Consider the following 15,670-nt stretch of genomic DNA (forward strand, 5'->3'; position numbering starts at 1 on the left):
TACCTGTCAGAATGATTTTCTCACCTGCTTTCAAGGAAAGAGGGCTATTTGAAAATTCCAATGTAAGTTTTCAGGAAGCCCTGCAAAGGTGCTTTTCTTTGATTTTAGACCTTAATGTCTTAAATTGTACTGAATCAAAAAAAGCGCGTAACATGCTCAATTTCTACAAAATAGTAAAAGAGAACCTGAACTTTAACCGCTTTGAGTTCAAAGAAACAGTCTGCCTCGAATACACCTGCCCGATTGAAGCGGAAGAAATCGGGATCTTCTCCCGAAACGATTACATCGTATACGTTTTGAGCGGAAAGAAAACCTATAAAACGCTTCACGACGAATGGACATTGGAGCCGGGACAAACACTCTACCTGAAAAAAGGAGCAGAAATTATCCATCAGTATTTTGATGACCAGTATTGCATGCTGGGCTTTTTTATTTCGGATGAGTTAATTCGCGAAACCATAAAAGAACTTCAGGGAAACCAGGTTCTTAAAGCCGGAAACGACAGCAATAATTTTGCCGCCCGGCCCGTGCAGGCTTCCGATTACCTTGAAGGCTACTTCAATTCGATGCTCACCTATTTCAGGGGAATCAACCGCCCGCCCGATCCCATCCTGGTGCTAAAACTAAAAGAGTTACTAATCAACCTGGTGAATTGTGACCCGATTTTAACATCCTATTTTATCGCCCTCACTGAAACCGACAAACCGTCGCTTCGGCAAATTATGGAAAAGAATTTCTGTTTCAACCTCAAGATTGAGGATTTTGCCGAGCTTTCGCACCGCAGCCTCTCCTCTTTCAAAAGAGAGTTCAACAGTATTTTTAACGAGCCGCCCGGGAAATGGATACAAAAACGGCGTGTTGAACATGCCGCGCATATTATCGCCAATTCAAACCAGAGTGTCACACAAATTGCCTACGAAAGCGGCTTTGAAGATGTATCTCATTTTAGCCGTGTTTTCAAAAGTATCATCGGCAAAAGCCCTTCGGATTACAAAAAATCGCTGGCTTTCTGATACTTTTTTTTGCTCGTGAACCAATCAGACCATTTTTCGGACTTTTCAGCCAATTCGTTCGGAAGAATAGTTCTCAACTTTGTACCATCACAAAAACAGAGAACTATGAAAAACTTGATTTACACCAACATCATTGAATCTTCGAAACTAAAAAGATTCTTTTCCTTTACCTTTCTGAAAGGAACTTCAAAAACAAAAAATGAGCTCCAACTTGTTAGTGGTTACAGTGCATTCACCAAAGTGCTGGCGATTTTAATCATTGCTTCGCTTATCAACTCAAAAGTAAATGCGCTGACTTTACCGGAAACGGCAGGTGAGGTAAAAAACATTTACCTTCTTTCTCCTGATTCGGACCAAAAAGCAAGTGTAAATACAAGTGCACCTTTGCAAAACGATACCGAATTATCTGTCAGCTTATTGGAAGTTGAGCCCGAAGCCAGGCTTGAAATGAAAGTCTGGATGCTTGCAGCAACAACGTTTATCCCTACCATTGATAGTATTGAAACGGAAATGGAACCTGCATTGAAGTTGGAAGCCTGGATGCTCGATCACCAGAGTTGGAGTTATTGAAAACAAGAACAATGAACGGGAGCCGCCGCCTGACAGTCGACTGTCAGGCGGCGGTTTTGTTTATACGACTACAAAAAACAGATATTAGCTCCTGTTCAAAAGCATCAGAAACTACACATCCAAGGCATTTTCTGGCACTTTTTTAGCCGCTGAACCAAATAGACAACACTTCGGACTTTTCAGCAAAGCCCAGCCTCTCAATACTTCGCAACTTTGTACCAACGAAAAACAGAAAACTATGAAAAACTTGATTTACACCACAGCAAACGAATCCTCCTCCGTAAAAGGATTCTCTCCTTTCTTCTTTCTAAAAGGAAACCATAAAACAAACGATGAACTGGCAAACAATGTACAGACATCTTTTAATGCAAGCGGATTACTGACACCCGAAGCATCGCTTAAAATGAGTGCCGGAATAGTTCCTAATCTGTATTCGGTATGTCGCGACTTATTCAACACATTTCACACCTCCCGGGCTCCTTACTCGGCACTTCAGTTTTTGCCGGTCATACAACAGGTACGCGCCCTGGATCAGGAGCAGCTAAAAAGGTTTGTAAAGACCAGGGAAACCCGCCATGTACTGGTTGATAACACATGGATGAAAGTTGTTTTAATCCACTGGAAACCGGGAAAGGTAAGTTCCGTTCACGGTCACCCGGCCGGAGGTTGCGTTTTTAAGGTGCTGCATGGCAAACTGGAAGAGTTGCGGTATTCCACCGACGAAAAGCAACGAATACTGGCATCCAATGGTTACAAAGCAGGCAGCATCGCCTACATCGACGACCGGCTGGGATATCATGCGGTGGGAAATCCGTTTGGCACTTCGGCAGTCAGCCTGCACGTTTACACTCCCGGTTCGGCCAATTCAGTTAGCAAGAATATTTTTTAAGCAATCCATTTAATAATTAATCATTTAAAACTTTTTATCATGAAAGCAAAACAAAAATTAGTAGTAGTTATTTCGAGAGGTCACGACGACGAACGTTCATCCGTAGCATGGAGCATTGCAAACGGCGGTATTAACAACGGACTCGATGTATCCATCTTCCTGGTAAGCTCAGCCATCGACTGGGTGCGCAAGGGAGCCGCCGAAAAAGCACGGCCCAATCCGGAGGACCCGACCATGAAAGAAATGATCCGGAACGTGTTTAGCAACGGTTGCAGTATCAGTGTTTGCCCACCCTGTGCCAAGGTAAGAGGCTATTCGGAAGAAGACCTGGTGGAAGGCGTAAAAATAGTCGGCTCGGTGGCCATTCACGAACGAGTAAAAGAGGGAGCAGCTTTATTGAGCTTCTAACAAAGAGGTACTTTTTTATGATCGCTGCAATCACTGGAGTTTTCCGGTGGTTGCAGTTTTTTATAAAAATAATGGAAGCGCATTTTTCTGCTAGTTTACCCTCTCTCCTGTCCCCGTCCGACCAGGTCATCCGGGTGGATCTCCCTTACAAAGGGAAAGATGATTCGCCGGTGAGAATAAGTACAAAAATGAATAAATCGACTTTTATCAAAGAACAACTGACTTATCGTCCCTGCCTACCGCAGGCAGGCTTCCTTGCTCGCACAAAAGGAAAAGAGGATGGGTAAAAATAGATAATCCAAGTAGCTTTCGACATAAAAAAAGGGACGATCCGTTTTAAATGGACCGTCCCTTTAGTATTTTTTTGATTGACTGATTATCCTACAGCAATGTTGATGATCTTTTTCGGAACATAAATAAACTTCCGAACCGACTTACCTTCGATCCATTTTTCGGCGCGCGGATCGCTTAAAACGGCCTTCTCCACTTCTGCCTGTTGCATATCGAGCGGCAACTCCATTTTAAAACGCATTTTACCGTTGAATGAAACCGGGTATTCGTGTGTATCTTCGGTAAGCAAACTCTCGTCCACCAAAGGCCACGGTTCGTAGGCCAGTGTTTCGGCGTTGCCGTAAATCGACCAAAGCTCCTCACCCAGGTGCGGTGCATACGGAGCAAGAATTTTGGCAAAGGTTTCAGCGGTTGCTTTGGTTACCTTGCCTTTTTTGATGGCCAGGTTGTTAAACACCATCAAAGCAGAAATGCCCGTATTGAATTTCATGTTCTCAATATCGGAACCCACTTTCCGGATGGTTTGGTGCAACAGTTTTGCCACTTCGGGATCTTCCTCCCCTTCCACAATGTTTTCAGTATTGGAAAAGAAGCGGTAAACACGTGCCAGAAAATTGAAAACTCCTTTTACACCGTTTTCAGCCCAGGGTTTGCGCTCGTCAAGCGGTCCCATAAACATTTCGTACAAACGCAGCGAATCGGCCCCGTAACGTTCAATCACATCATCAGGATTTACCACGTTTTTCAACGATTTCGACATCTTGGCAACGATCTGTCGCAGCTCTTCTCCGGTTTGGGTATGGAAATATTTCCCGTCTTTCTCTTCTACCAAATCAGAAGTTACTTTTGCTCCGGTAAGCGTTTCGTAAGCAAAAGCCAGGATCATTCCCTGGTTGTACAACTTCTGGAACGGCTCGTCGGTCGAAACAATTCCCAGATCGAACAGCACTTTGTGCCAGAAACGCGAATATAACAGGTGCAATACGGCATGTTCAGCTCCACCTACATACAGGTCAACCGGCATCCAGTATTGCTCTTTTTTAACATCAAAAATCGAATCTGCATTCATCGGATCGATGTAACGCAGGTAGTACCAGCACGATCCGGCCCATTGAGGCATGGTATTGGTTTCGCGGCGGCCTTTTCTTCCGTTCTTATCGGTTACAATCAGCCAGTCTTCGGCATTCGCCAGTGGCGATTCGCCTGTTTCGCTGGGTTTGTATTCTTCCAGATCGGGCAACTCCAATGGCAGATTCTCATCTTCCACCAAAGTAACTTCACCGTCTTCCCAGTGAATAACCGGGAATGGCTCGCCCCAGTAACGCTGACGGCTAAACAACCAGTCGCGCAGTTTGAAGTTCACCGTCGCCTTTCCGATACCTTTTTCTTCGAGCCAGTCAATAATTCTTGCCATACCGGCGGCTTTGTTCAAACCGTTTATATCGATACCGGTTTCGGCGCTGGCAGAATTAATGTAAGCACCGTCTTCGGTCCAGCAAGCGTTTCCTGTCAAAACCTCATCACGGTTTTCCACCTCTTTTGGATCAAGGATACATATTACCGGAATATCAAATTCCTTGGCAAACTCAAAGTCGCGGGTATCATGCGCAGGAACCGCCATAATAGCGCCTGTTCCGTAACCGGTTAACACATAATCGGCCACCCATACCGGGATTTTTGTATTGTTCACCGGGTTAATGGCATAGCGCCCCGTAAAAACACCCGTTTTTTCTTTTGCCAAGTCGGTACGGTCCAGATCCGATTTCAACGCAGCTGCCTTTATATAAGCCTCCACTACCTCTTTTTTGTCGTCGGTTACCAGTTCGCCTACCAACGCATGCTCGGGCGCCACTACCATGTAGGTTGCGCCAAACAGTGTATCCGGACGGGTAGTGTAAACCCGTAGTTTTTTGCCCAGGCCATCGATTTCAAAATCCACTTCGGCCCCGGTTGATTTCCCAATCCAGTTACGCTGCATGTCTTTTACTCCAGCAGGCCAGTCAAGTGTGTCCAAACCGTTTAGCAGCCGTTCGCCGTAGTGCGGAATGCGCAGCAACCATTGTTTCAGGTTTTTCCGGATAACCGGATTGCCACATTTCTCGTGAGAGCCATCGGTTAAAACTTCCTCGTTGGCACAAACGGTTTTACACGAATCGCACCACCAAACCTGTGCATTGTCGTAATAAGCCAGGCGCTTCTCACTTATGTATGCTTTTACGGCTTCTTCGCCGTTTGCTTTTACCTCTTCCGGAATCACCAATTCAGAGATCGGACGGCCTTTTTGCAGTTCTTCATCAAACCAGGTATTGTACAGTTGTTTGAAGATCCACTGCGTCCATTTAAAATACTTCGGATCGGTGGTATTAATCTCCCGGTCCCAATCGTAACTCAATCCGATGGCCTTGATTTGTCTGCGGAAATTATCACAGTTATTCCCGGTTGTAACCGCAGGGTGTGTTCCGGTTTGAATCGCATATTGCTCGGCCGGAAGCCCAAACGCGTCGTACCCCATCGGGTGTAACACATTAAAACCTTTCATCCGTTTGTAACGGCTCAGAATATCTGTTGCCGTATAACCTTCCGGATGCCCCACATGCAAACCTGCCGCTGAAGGATAAGGAAACATGTCGAGGATATAATATTTCTGTTTCGAAAAGTCGTCTACTGTCTTAAACGTTTTGTTTTTTTCCCAATACTGCTGCCATTTCGGCTCAATTTCCGCAAATTTATATTCCATCTTATCGAATGATTATACACGATTCAAAGTTCAAGCGGCAAAGATACACAATTTGTTGGATGTGAAAGGGAAGTTGACCAAACCGGAAAGCAGGATTCAGAATATTAATTTTCCGTTTAATCTAAACGAATCTATTTATCATTTGTAAATATAAACCCGAAAATTCTTATAATTTCGTAGGCAACATACCTTCACTTTGACAGTATATAAAACAGACTAAATTTTTTTACCGGGTTATCCGGAAATCGATTTGCACTTTTAATCTTGAACAGAATAACATAATTATTTTTTACCGTATGAATTTTAGAGATCCAGCTCAGTACACTGAAGATTTTATCTCGTATTTAAAAGCAAAAAACCCAAGAGAAAATGAATTTCACCAGGCTGTTTCCGTAGTTGTGGAAAGCCTTGCCGAATTTCTGGTAAAAAACCCGCGCTACCTGCAGGCCAAGATACTCGAAAGAATGGTGGAACCGGAAAGGGTTATCATGTTCCGTGTTCCATGGAGCGACGACCTTGGCAATATACACGTAAACCGCGGATACCGGGTTGAAATGAACAGTGCCATTGGCCCCTACAAAGGTGGGTTAAGATTTCACCCGTCCGTCAACCTGAGTATTTTCAAATTCCTGGCTTTCGAGCAAGTTTTGAAAAACAGCCTTACCTCTCTGCCAATGGGAGGCGGAAAAGGTGGTTCTGACTTTGATCCCAAGGGCAAATCGGACAACGAAGTAATGCGCTTTTGCCAAAGCTTTGCAACCGAATTATCCCGTCACATTGGTCCGAATACCGATATCCCGGCCGGAGACATCGGTGTTGGAGGTCGCGAAGTTGGCTTCATGTTCGGACAATACAAACGCTTACGCAACGAGTTTACCGGCGTATTTACCGGAAAAGGAATCGAATGGGGAGGCTCTCTTATCAGACCCGAAGCAACCGGTTACGGAACCGTATACTTTGCCGAAGAGATGTTAAAAATGCGTGGCGACAGCATTAAAGGAAAAACAGTAGCCATTTCTGGCTCAGGAAACGTAGCCCAATATGCCGTTGAAAAAGTACTCGACATGGGTGGAAAACCGGTTACCCTGTCTGATTCGAACGGAACGATTTACGATCCGGAAGGAATTGACCGTAAAAAACTGGAATACGTAAAAATCCTGAAAAACGGATACCGCGGAAGAATCAAGGAATATGCAGAAGAGTACAACGTAACTTATTTTGAAAACCAACGTCCGTGGAGTGTAAAATGCGACGTAGCGCTTCCATGTGCCACTCAGAATGAAATTAGTGGTGAAGATGCGGACACTTTGCTCGGAAACGGATGTTTTGTGGTAGCCGAAGGAGCGAATATGCCTTCGACTTACGAAGCCAAACATAAATTTCTGGAAGCAGGCATTTTATATGCGCCGGGGAAAGCAGCAAACGCCGGAGGTGTGGCAGTTTCGGGTCTCGAAATGACTCAAAACAGCATGCGCATCAACTGGACACGCGAAGAAGTGGATCAGAAGCTGAAAACCATCATGGTTAACATCCACAACACCTGCGTAAAATACGGTCAAAATCCTGACGGCTCTGTTAATTATGTTAAGGGAGCAAACATTGCAGGTTTTGTAAAAGTAGCCAACTCAATGATTGCCCAGGGACTTGTATAAAACATATTATACATAATTTCAAAAATCCGGTTTCTTCAGGGGAACCGGATTTTTTTATCCGCACATCACCACACCCGTTTACAGGTACGATTTTTGTTACAATCGCGCGTAATTATACTTTTGCCAAAACTTGACGACTAAATATAAACGAATGAAACGACCATGATAAAAAGTTTCTGCTTTGTTCTGATTTTATGGCTGACCACCCTTTCCTTGCACGCACAAAATTATGTAAAAATAACCGACAGTAAATCAGGCGCCCCCATTGAAGGCGTTGTACTAATTTCCGACAGTTTTTCCTCGCAATCGGATGAAAACGGAAAAGCCAACATGGACGGCTTTTTACCGGGCGAAAAAATCCTGTTCAAACATTCTTCCTATCTGTCGCTCACTACTACCAAAGAAAAGATCAGCAAACAGGGCAACCAGGTCATATTGGTAGAAAACCCGGTTCGGCTTGACGAGGTGGTGGTTTCTGTTAACCGCTGGGCCGAATCAAAATCAGAAATCCCGCATTACATTCAAAGCATCCAGGCAGAGCAAATACAACATTACAACCCGCAAACTTCTGCTGATCTGCTTGGAAATCAAAACGGCATTTTTATTCAAAAAAGCCAGATGGGCGGAGGAAGCCCGATGATCCGTGGCTTTTCAGCCAACAGCATATTGCTTGTTGTTGACGGAATCAGGATGAACAATGCCATTTACCGCAGCGGCAACCTGCACAATGTAATTTCGGTAGATGCACAAAGCCTCGAAAGCGCCGAAGTTATTTTTGGCCCCGGCTCAGTCATCTACGGAAGCGATGCACTCGGGGGAGTAATGAGCTTCAACACGGTAAATCCCAAGCTTTCCACCACCTCGACCCCCGAGGCGTCGGGAAAGGTGTTCACCCGCTATTCGAGTGCCAACATGGAACAAACCGTTCATGGTACCTACAACCTGGGCGGCGAAAAATGGGGAGCTGTCTTGAGCACGACCTACACCGACTTCGACGACCTCCGGATGGGAAGCCAGGGGCCGGACGCATACCTTCGTCCCCAATATGTTGCGAACGGCCCGTTCAATGGCTTTGACAGAATTGTGGCAAACGACAACGACCTGGTTCAAAAATACACAGGCTACAGCCAGTTCAATCTACTGGGAAAACTGCGTTACCGCCCGTCGGATCGTTTCGACCTGGTTTTTAGCGCCAACCATTCGCGTACCGGCGATATTCCGCGCTACGACCGGCTGATTGAATACAAGAACGACAGGCTGGCCTACGCCGAATGGTATTACGGCCCGCAGATCTGGACACTGGCTTCGGCCCGCGCGCAGTACACCGCTCCGCACTTGCTCTTCGACCGCATTAGCCTGCAAGTGGGCTTCCAGGACTACACCGAAAGCCGTAACGACCGGAAACTGAACTACGAAAACCGAAGAAGCCGGGAGGAAAACGTAAAGGTTCTTTCTTTTAACCTCGACTTTGGAAAAGATTTTGACGAAAAAGCCGAACTGTTTTACGGTCTGGAAGCCTACCTGAACGATGTTGGCTCAAGCGGAATATCCAAAGACCTGCTTTCAGGTGAAACGGAAAACATTGCCCCACGCTACCCCGATGGCTCGAAATACAACAGCTTTGCTGTGTATTCTTCCTTTAAATACAATGTGAGCCCGAAGTTTATTTTCCAGGTGGGTGCGCGTTTTACCTACACTCAACTCGAAGGAGTTTTTGACAAACAGTATTACAATTTCCCCTTCGACGGATTTGACATGGACAACTCGGCTTTTAACGGCAACCTGGGAGTTGTTTGGCACCCGACGGAAGAATGGCAAATCAACCTGCACGGTTCTACGGGGTTTCGCTCCCCCAACATCGACGACATCGCCAAAGTGTTCGACTCCGAACCGGGCAACGTGGTGGTGCCGAACCCCGATCTAAAGCCCGAATATGCACGAAACCTGGAAATCAACGTTCTCCGGAATATTCACGACCATGCCAAATTCGAGATCACCGGTTTTTACAGCTGGCTGAAAGATGCCATGGTGCGGAGGGATTTCTCGCTGAACGGGCAGGATTATATCATGTACGACGGGGAATTGAGCAAAGTGGAAGCTCTGGTAAATGCCGAATCAGCCAAAATTTACGGGCTAAACCTGAACCTGGAAATACTGTTTGGCAACAACTGGCGTACCCGCCACGACATCAGCCTTACCCGCGGAGAAGATTCGGATGGTTTTCCGATGCGACACGTACCGCCCACCTTTGGCTCGTCGCACCTTGTTTTTGAAAATCAACTGTGGTATGTTGACCTTTACCTCAACTACAACGGAAAGCTCGGCTACAACGACCTGGCGCCCGACGAAAAAGACAAGCCACACTTGTACCTGCCGGATGAAAACGGAAATCCGCACCTGCCTTCATGGTGGACACTCAACCTGAAGTCGAATTACAGGATCCACCCTAAAATCACGCTTAGCGCGGGCGTTGAAAACATATTCGACAAAGGTTACCGATCCTATTCTTCCGGGATTGTGGCACCGGGAGTAAATTTCATGTTCTCGGCCTTATTCAAAATATAACTGAAGACGCATATTCGCAGACAATGAGTCAGTTATTGAATTTTCAATATCAAATCAATCAAAATAATCGATTTTATCTAATACTAAAAAAATTCATTTGCCGTTTCTAAAGCAGGAAGGCAGAAAATCATTGAGATTTTTTAATTTATTTAATTCGGTATTGCCTTCAAGAGGGGTGCTTGCATCCCTCTTTTTTTTTTACGGATTCCTACTAATCTCCGACAATGGAGGCGCAGTTAACTCTGTGGAAGACCTTTGGGGACTTTGCGTCTTCTTTGCGCAACTTTGTGTAAAAAAAAAGCGTGACACCAAGAACCGCAAAGAAAACACGGAGACACACGGAGAAAATAATCCTACTCGTTCCCCTTTCATTCAGGCCAACATTCAAATTTCAGAAATGCCTATTTTTATGGGATGAAGAAAATCAAAGATGAAGCAGAGTTTTTGGTTCTTTGTGATTGGTGTGCCGGGCAGGAATCCGCGCTGGATACCGTGATCCGGAAATATGCTTATCCGCCGTTCTGGCACCGCGATCCCAATTTTGCCACACTGGTACTTACCATTCTGGAGCAACAGGTTTCGCTGGCTTCGGCAAAGGCGGCGTTTGTTCGCCTGCGGGAACGAGTGGGAGAAATAACACCGGAAAATATTCTGAAATTGAGCGACGAAGAGCTGCGTTCCTGTTCTTTCAGCCGTCAAAAAACCGTTTATACCCGTTTGCTGGCCCGCGAGATTGTGGACAAAAAACTTGATCTCGATGCGCTAAATCAACTCCCCGAAGAAAGCATCCGCGAAAGCTTGCTCCGGCTAAAAGGAATCGGACACTGGACCGTTGATATGTATGTGCTGATGAGCCTGCACTTCTCCGATATTTTTCCGCCCGGCGACCTGGCTACCATAAAAGCAGTGTACGAACTAAAACTGGTTCCACCGGAAGCGTCAAAAGAAGAGATCATCCGCTACATGGAGAAATTTGCCCCTTACCGTTCGGTGGCTACTTACATTTTATGGCATTCCTACATTCAACGGCGCCAACTAACACTGGAATAAACAGTTTTGCTTAACCGCTAAAATTCGTAGCTTTGAGAATCAACAAGCAAAAACCATGACTCGTCCAAAATACTTTCTGTTTCTGTTTACATTGATTTACGCCTGTACTTCTTCCCCTAAAAAAACACCCGAACCACAACCCCTTCGAGTTGAATTAAGCACCGACAAGGGAAATGTACTGCTCGAATTGTCGAACGCAACTCCACTGCACCGCGACAATTTTGTAAAACTGGTAAAAGAAGGATATTTTGACGGAATGCTGTTTCACCGGGTCGTTAGCGGTTTTGGGATACAGTCGGGAGACCCCGACAGCAAAAATGCCCAGGCAGGTGAAGCGCTCGGAAACGGAGGCCCCGATTATACCATTCCGGCAGAAATAAATGCGGAACTTTTCCATAAACGCGGGGTACTGCTTGCTGCCCGCGATAACAATCCTGACCGTGCCTCATCGGGTTCGCAGTTTTTTATTGTTCAGGGAAAAGTTCAAACCGACAGTACGCTTGAGCGAGCCGAACAAAGAATCAACGACTGGCTGGCAGCGCATTATTTTGTAAACGACCCGGCCAACAAAGTCCTTCGTGATTCGCTGGAACTGGCCTTGCAGGAAGAAAACGAAGAAGCGAACCGGAAATGGTCAGACAGCATACAGTCGGGAAGTAAAAACTATACAAATTTTGAAAGATACTCGATCCCGGAGCCTCACCGCGAAGTCTACAAAAGCATTGGAGGCGCCCCGCATTTGGATCAGAATTACACGGTTTTTGGAGAAGTTATCGACGGCATGAGTGTGGTGGATTCGATTGCGGCCCTGCCTGTTGATTCGCTCAGCCGGCCATTCAGCGACATACGAATTGTTGCTGCCAGTATTATTGAACCATGAAGATCGACAACAAAATATCGCACTTTTTAACCGGCCCGTATATTTTCTTTGGCTTTCTTTTTATACCCCTGCTTTTGATGGGCTTGCTCGAGCATCATCCAGTCCTGGCCGGAGTCAGTTCGCTGGCCATAGCCTATTTGTTTGCCACCTATTCCGGAGTGGAAATAGATACGGAAACAAAGAAATTCAGAAACTACAACAAACAATTCGGGCTGTTTAAAACCGGGCGCTGGCGATCGCTCGACGAATACATTGGCGTAACACTTGTTCCCATACGAAAAGTTTACCGGATGTACAGCCGCTCTAACCGAAGCAACACTTCGCATAAAACCGAATACCGGATTTACCTGGTGAACCAAGCCAAACGCCCGGCCATTCCCATCAAAAAATGCAAAACACAAGATGACGGTTACAAATGTTTGGATGAATTTGCCATCTGGCTGCACAAACCGGTTTATTCTCCGAAGTAAAAACAGTATCCGGCCCGCTTAAACATCTCTCCCTCCCCAACCGTTTATTCAGGCAGATAAATCATACTATATTCGTGAGCGTAAAAATAAATGATCCTTACTTTTCGTTTTTTAGTTATTCAGTTCAGTAAAAAATTCAGATTCATGAAGATAACCGGCCTTTTACTCCTCCTTGTTATGCTGTCAACCACCGCTTTTACCCAATCAAAAAAACGCGACAAGGTAAAACGCAAGTACCGCAGCACCGAAGCGGTTACCAACGAAATGCCTTCGGTTTTTATCCGGGGATCGGTGTACGACGAAGATTACAATGCACTGCCGGGTGCCACGGTTACCATCGACGGGACAGCAAAGGGCGTAAATACCAACGAAGACGGGGAATACCTGATTACCGGTTTGGTTGAAGGCCGGACGCGGGTGCGGGTCTCGTTTATCGGCTACAAAACCCACACGGCCGACATTATTTTACGTAAGGGACAAAACGTAAAAAACGTCATGCTACCGCTCGACAACATTCATCTTGAACCCATTTTGGTGAACTCACAAAAACGCGAACAGCAAATACTCGATGTTCCAACGGCCATTAGTTCGGTCAGTGCCCAAGCCATGGAACAATCGAATATTACCGACCTTAGCCTGATGAGCGAGTTTGTTCCCGGCTTGTACATTCGCGAACAGGGCGCCAACCGCCCCACTTTTGCAATCCGCGGCCTCAGCAGCGACGAAGTAAGCCCGAGCGCCCAGCCGCGTGTTTCGGTGTATTTCAACAATGTTCCGATCAACCGTGCAAGCGGGGCCTCGCTCGAATTGTATGACATGGACCGTGTGGAAGTGCTAAAAGGCCCGCAGAACACGCTGTTTGGCCGGAGTGCCCAGGCCGGGGCCGTGCATTATGTCAGCAAAATGCCTACCGGAGAATTCAATGGAAGTATGACTGCCGGATACGGAGAATACGGACAAAAAGAAGTGCGCGGTTTTGTAAACCTGCCCCTTATAAAAGACAAACTGGCGGTGCGGGCAGCGGGTATTTACAACTACCGCGACGGCTATGTTGAAAATACTTTTGGCGGCGACCTGATGGGAAAAAACACCTACGGCGGACGTTTTTCGGTGCGCTTTAAACCGGCCTGGAACCACAAATTCGACCTGGTGGTGAATTACCAGAAAGACGATACCCCGGGAATTGCCTTTATGCCCGACAGTCTGGCCAACACCAACGGTACAGTCGGAATCTTTAGCGGCGTAGCCTCGCACGAACAGGGAACCAACCTGGGAACCGGGAAGGAAGTTTTTGACGTCACGCTGAATTACCGTCTCTACATGAGCGAACACAATTACTGGACGTCCATTACCTCGTACCGCACCAACGATGCTTCGGCGCGCTGGGACGGCGACGGAACGGCATCGGCAGCCATTGACATGGCAGAAAATTCGAGTGCCAGCCAGTTTTACCAGGAGATCAGGGGGAATTTCTCGCAAAACAGCCGCCTGAACGGAGTGCTGGGCGGAAGTTACTGGCGCGAAACGGCCGACCAGACTTACTGGTTTTCGCCCAACGAGCAACAACTGGCCAATCTTTTGCTTTCCAGTCCGCCCATGCCTTTGGTCGACAACAACGGGCAGCCAATATCAGTCCCCGTCATTCCCGTGGGATACGACTCTATAAACAACGTTCCCATTTATGTTGATCTTCCCACCAATCACCAGGAAGAAAACTACAGCAAGGCAACCAATTCGGCCCTCGAAGGTTTTATCGATGTAAGCTACCAGCTAAGCCGGAAGTTTTTTGTTTCGGGTGGTGCGCGCATTGTTTACGATCGTTATAAATTAGGAAATGAAGCCAGTATGACCGGTGGTGATCCCTCTGTTTTGGGCGGATACCTGGGCAATGCTCCCAACGTATTTTTCCGCCCAAGCGACTGGCAGGAGATCAGCAAAAGCACTTTATCGTTTACCTACCACGGGGGGGTGAAATACCGCTTGAACGAATACGGAAACCTTTTTGCCAATTATTCGCGCGGACGCCGGCCCAACGTATTGCAATTTACCTCTACCGGCGAAAAACAGGTACTGGATGCCGAAACACTGGACAACTTTGAAGCGGGTTTTAAAGCTGCTTTCTTCGACCGCATTTTTGTGGATGTTACCGGCTTTTACCAGCTCTACAAAAACTTTCAGACCCGTGCCTGGGTGGCCGATGCATCTACAGGTGAATTTAATTACATCTCGAAAGACGGAGGACAGGCCACTTCGTACGGAGCGGAAGCCAGTCTTCGGGTAGCGGTTATTGAGCAGCTTCACTTATTTGCCAATTACGCCTGGCTAAAGACCGAATTCGACTCTACCGATGTGGACGGGCAAACCCAGGAATACGCCGGAAACGTATTTAGCCTCGCGCCCGAACACAGCCTGAACGTGGGATTTCATGCACGGGTAAACATCACGCCCACCATTCAGCTTTTTGTAACGCCATCGTATGCATGGAAATCGCACATGTACTTCGAAGATGCCAACACTCCGGGGCTCGAACAGGATGCTTACGGTTTACTAAACATCAACGGAGGACTGGAATTGGATGATCCGAATCTTATCCTGTCGGTGTGGGCCAGCAATGTGCTGGATGAACCATACATTACCAGCGCCGGAAATACCGGAAGTTTGTTTGGGGTGCCGACTTTTGTTCCCGGCCCGCCCCGTATGGTGGGAACCAAACTCACGTGGAATTTCACCAAAAAACCAAAACCTTATTTTAAAAGAAGCAAGCGAAACAGGTAGCAGAGTATTGCAATAGTAGATTTCACGCAAAGCACGCCAAGCTTTACGCAAAAGAACGCAAAAACAGAAACTGAAATATCCTCTTTGCAAAAGGACTGGATTTGAATATCCGTCAACTGACGGAATAACCGATGGTGCTTGAATGAAGGTTATCTCTTCCCAATAGGAATTACACGTGACAGTAACATTCTTTTTTTATTTTATTCAACCCTATTCAGGGCTGGTGTTCGAATCCGTTTTCTACCGTGCGTTTCACACACGGTTATTCATGTTAAGTCCTTTCAGGACATTCGTAATTATCAATTGAATCAAATCAAACAAATACCAAACAACATGTCACAATATTTCAGAAGGTTACATGCAATCCCAA

The 15,670-nt window shown here is 46.4% G+C and carries 13 protein-coding genes; 12 read left to right on the forward strand and 1 reads right to left on the reverse strand.

What is annotated here, in order from left to right; all coding sequences use genetic code 11:
• Positions 1-152: 152 nt before the first annotated feature.
• The 5 genes from D1614_RS14865 to D1614_RS14885 all read left to right on the forward strand — a co-directional run bounded on the left by D1614_RS14865 (position 153) and on the right by D1614_RS14885 (position 3,167).
• Positions 153-1,013, forward strand: a complete 861-nt coding sequence (locus tag D1614_RS14865; RefSeq protein ID WP_162304513.1) for an AraC family transcriptional regulator — start codon at positions 153-155, stop codon at positions 1,011-1,013.
• A gap of 105 nt (positions 1,014-1,118) precedes the next feature.
• A complete protein-coding gene (locus tag D1614_RS14870) occupies positions 1,119-1,583 on the forward strand; it encodes a hypothetical protein (protein WP_119438751.1) in 465 nt (154 codons plus the stop codon).
• A 238-nt stretch (positions 1,584-1,821) separates the two neighbouring features.
• Positions 1,822-2,472, forward strand: a complete 651-nt coding sequence (locus tag D1614_RS14875; protein ID WP_119438752.1) for a cysteine dioxygenase — start codon at positions 1,822-1,824, stop codon at positions 2,470-2,472.
• A gap of 39 nt (positions 2,473-2,511) precedes the next feature.
• A complete protein-coding gene (locus D1614_RS14880) occupies positions 2,512-2,880 on the forward strand; it encodes a DsrE family protein (protein ID WP_119438753.1) in 369 nt (122 codons plus the stop codon).
• A gap of 17 nt (positions 2,881-2,897) precedes the next feature.
• Positions 2,898-3,167 (forward strand): hypothetical protein, encoded by a 270-nt coding sequence (locus D1614_RS14885; protein ID WP_119438754.1) that lies wholly within the window; start codon positions 2,898-2,900, stop codon positions 3,165-3,167.
• Positions 3,168-3,256: 89 nt separating this feature from the next.
• Here D1614_RS14885 and leuS read toward each other — a convergent pair whose 3' ends face one another.
• Positions 3,257-5,908 carry a leucine--tRNA ligase gene (gene leuS / locus D1614_RS14890; protein WP_119438755.1) on the reverse strand — a complete coding sequence of 884 codons (2,652 nt, stop codon included), beginning with the start codon at positions 5,906-5,908 and terminating at the stop codon, positions 3,257-3,259.
• 296 nt (positions 5,909-6,204) lie between these two features.
• Between leuS and gdhA the strand changes: the two genes are divergently transcribed.
• From gdhA to D1614_RS14925, 7 genes are all read left to right on the forward strand, one after another.
• Positions 6,205-7,560, forward strand: a complete 1,356-nt coding sequence (gene gdhA, locus D1614_RS14895; RefSeq protein ID WP_119438756.1) for an NADP-specific glutamate dehydrogenase — start codon at positions 6,205-6,207, stop codon at positions 7,558-7,560.
• A 162-nt stretch (positions 7,561-7,722) separates the two neighbouring features.
• Positions 7,723-10,125, forward strand: coding sequence for a TonB-dependent receptor (locus D1614_RS14900; protein WP_119438757.1), 2,403 nt, complete (start codon positions 7,723-7,725; stop codon positions 10,123-10,125).
• 97 nt (positions 10,126-10,222) lie between these two features.
• Positions 10,223-10,543, forward strand: a complete 321-nt coding sequence (locus D1614_RS14905; RefSeq protein WP_119438758.1) for a hypothetical protein — start codon at positions 10,223-10,225, stop codon at positions 10,541-10,543.
• Complete coding sequence (locus D1614_RS14910; protein WP_119438759.1) at positions 10,540-11,175, forward strand: DNA-3-methyladenine glycosylase family protein; 636 nt, start codon at positions 10,540-10,542, stop codon at positions 11,173-11,175. The genes D1614_RS14905 and D1614_RS14910 overlap by 4 nt, the downstream gene beginning before the upstream one ends.
• A gap of 55 nt (positions 11,176-11,230) precedes the next feature.
• Complete coding sequence (locus D1614_RS14915) at positions 11,231-12,055, forward strand: peptidylprolyl isomerase (RefSeq protein ID WP_119438760.1); 825 nt, start codon at positions 11,231-11,233, stop codon at positions 12,053-12,055.
• Complete coding sequence (locus tag D1614_RS14920) at positions 12,052-12,525, forward strand: hypothetical protein (RefSeq protein ID WP_119438761.1); 474 nt, start codon at positions 12,052-12,054, stop codon at positions 12,523-12,525. The genes D1614_RS14915 and D1614_RS14920 overlap by 4 nt, the downstream gene beginning before the upstream one ends.
• A 144-nt stretch (positions 12,526-12,669) precedes the next feature.
• Entirely contained in the window at positions 12,670-15,300 is a 2,631-nt protein-coding gene (locus D1614_RS14925) for a TonB-dependent receptor (protein WP_162304514.1), read from the forward strand.
• Positions 15,301-15,670: the final 370 nt, after the last annotated feature.

This window comes from Maribellus luteus, assembly GCF_003576475.1.
Taxonomy (GTDB): domain Bacteria; phylum Bacteroidota; class Bacteroidia; order Bacteroidales; family Prolixibacteraceae; genus Draconibacterium; species Draconibacterium luteum.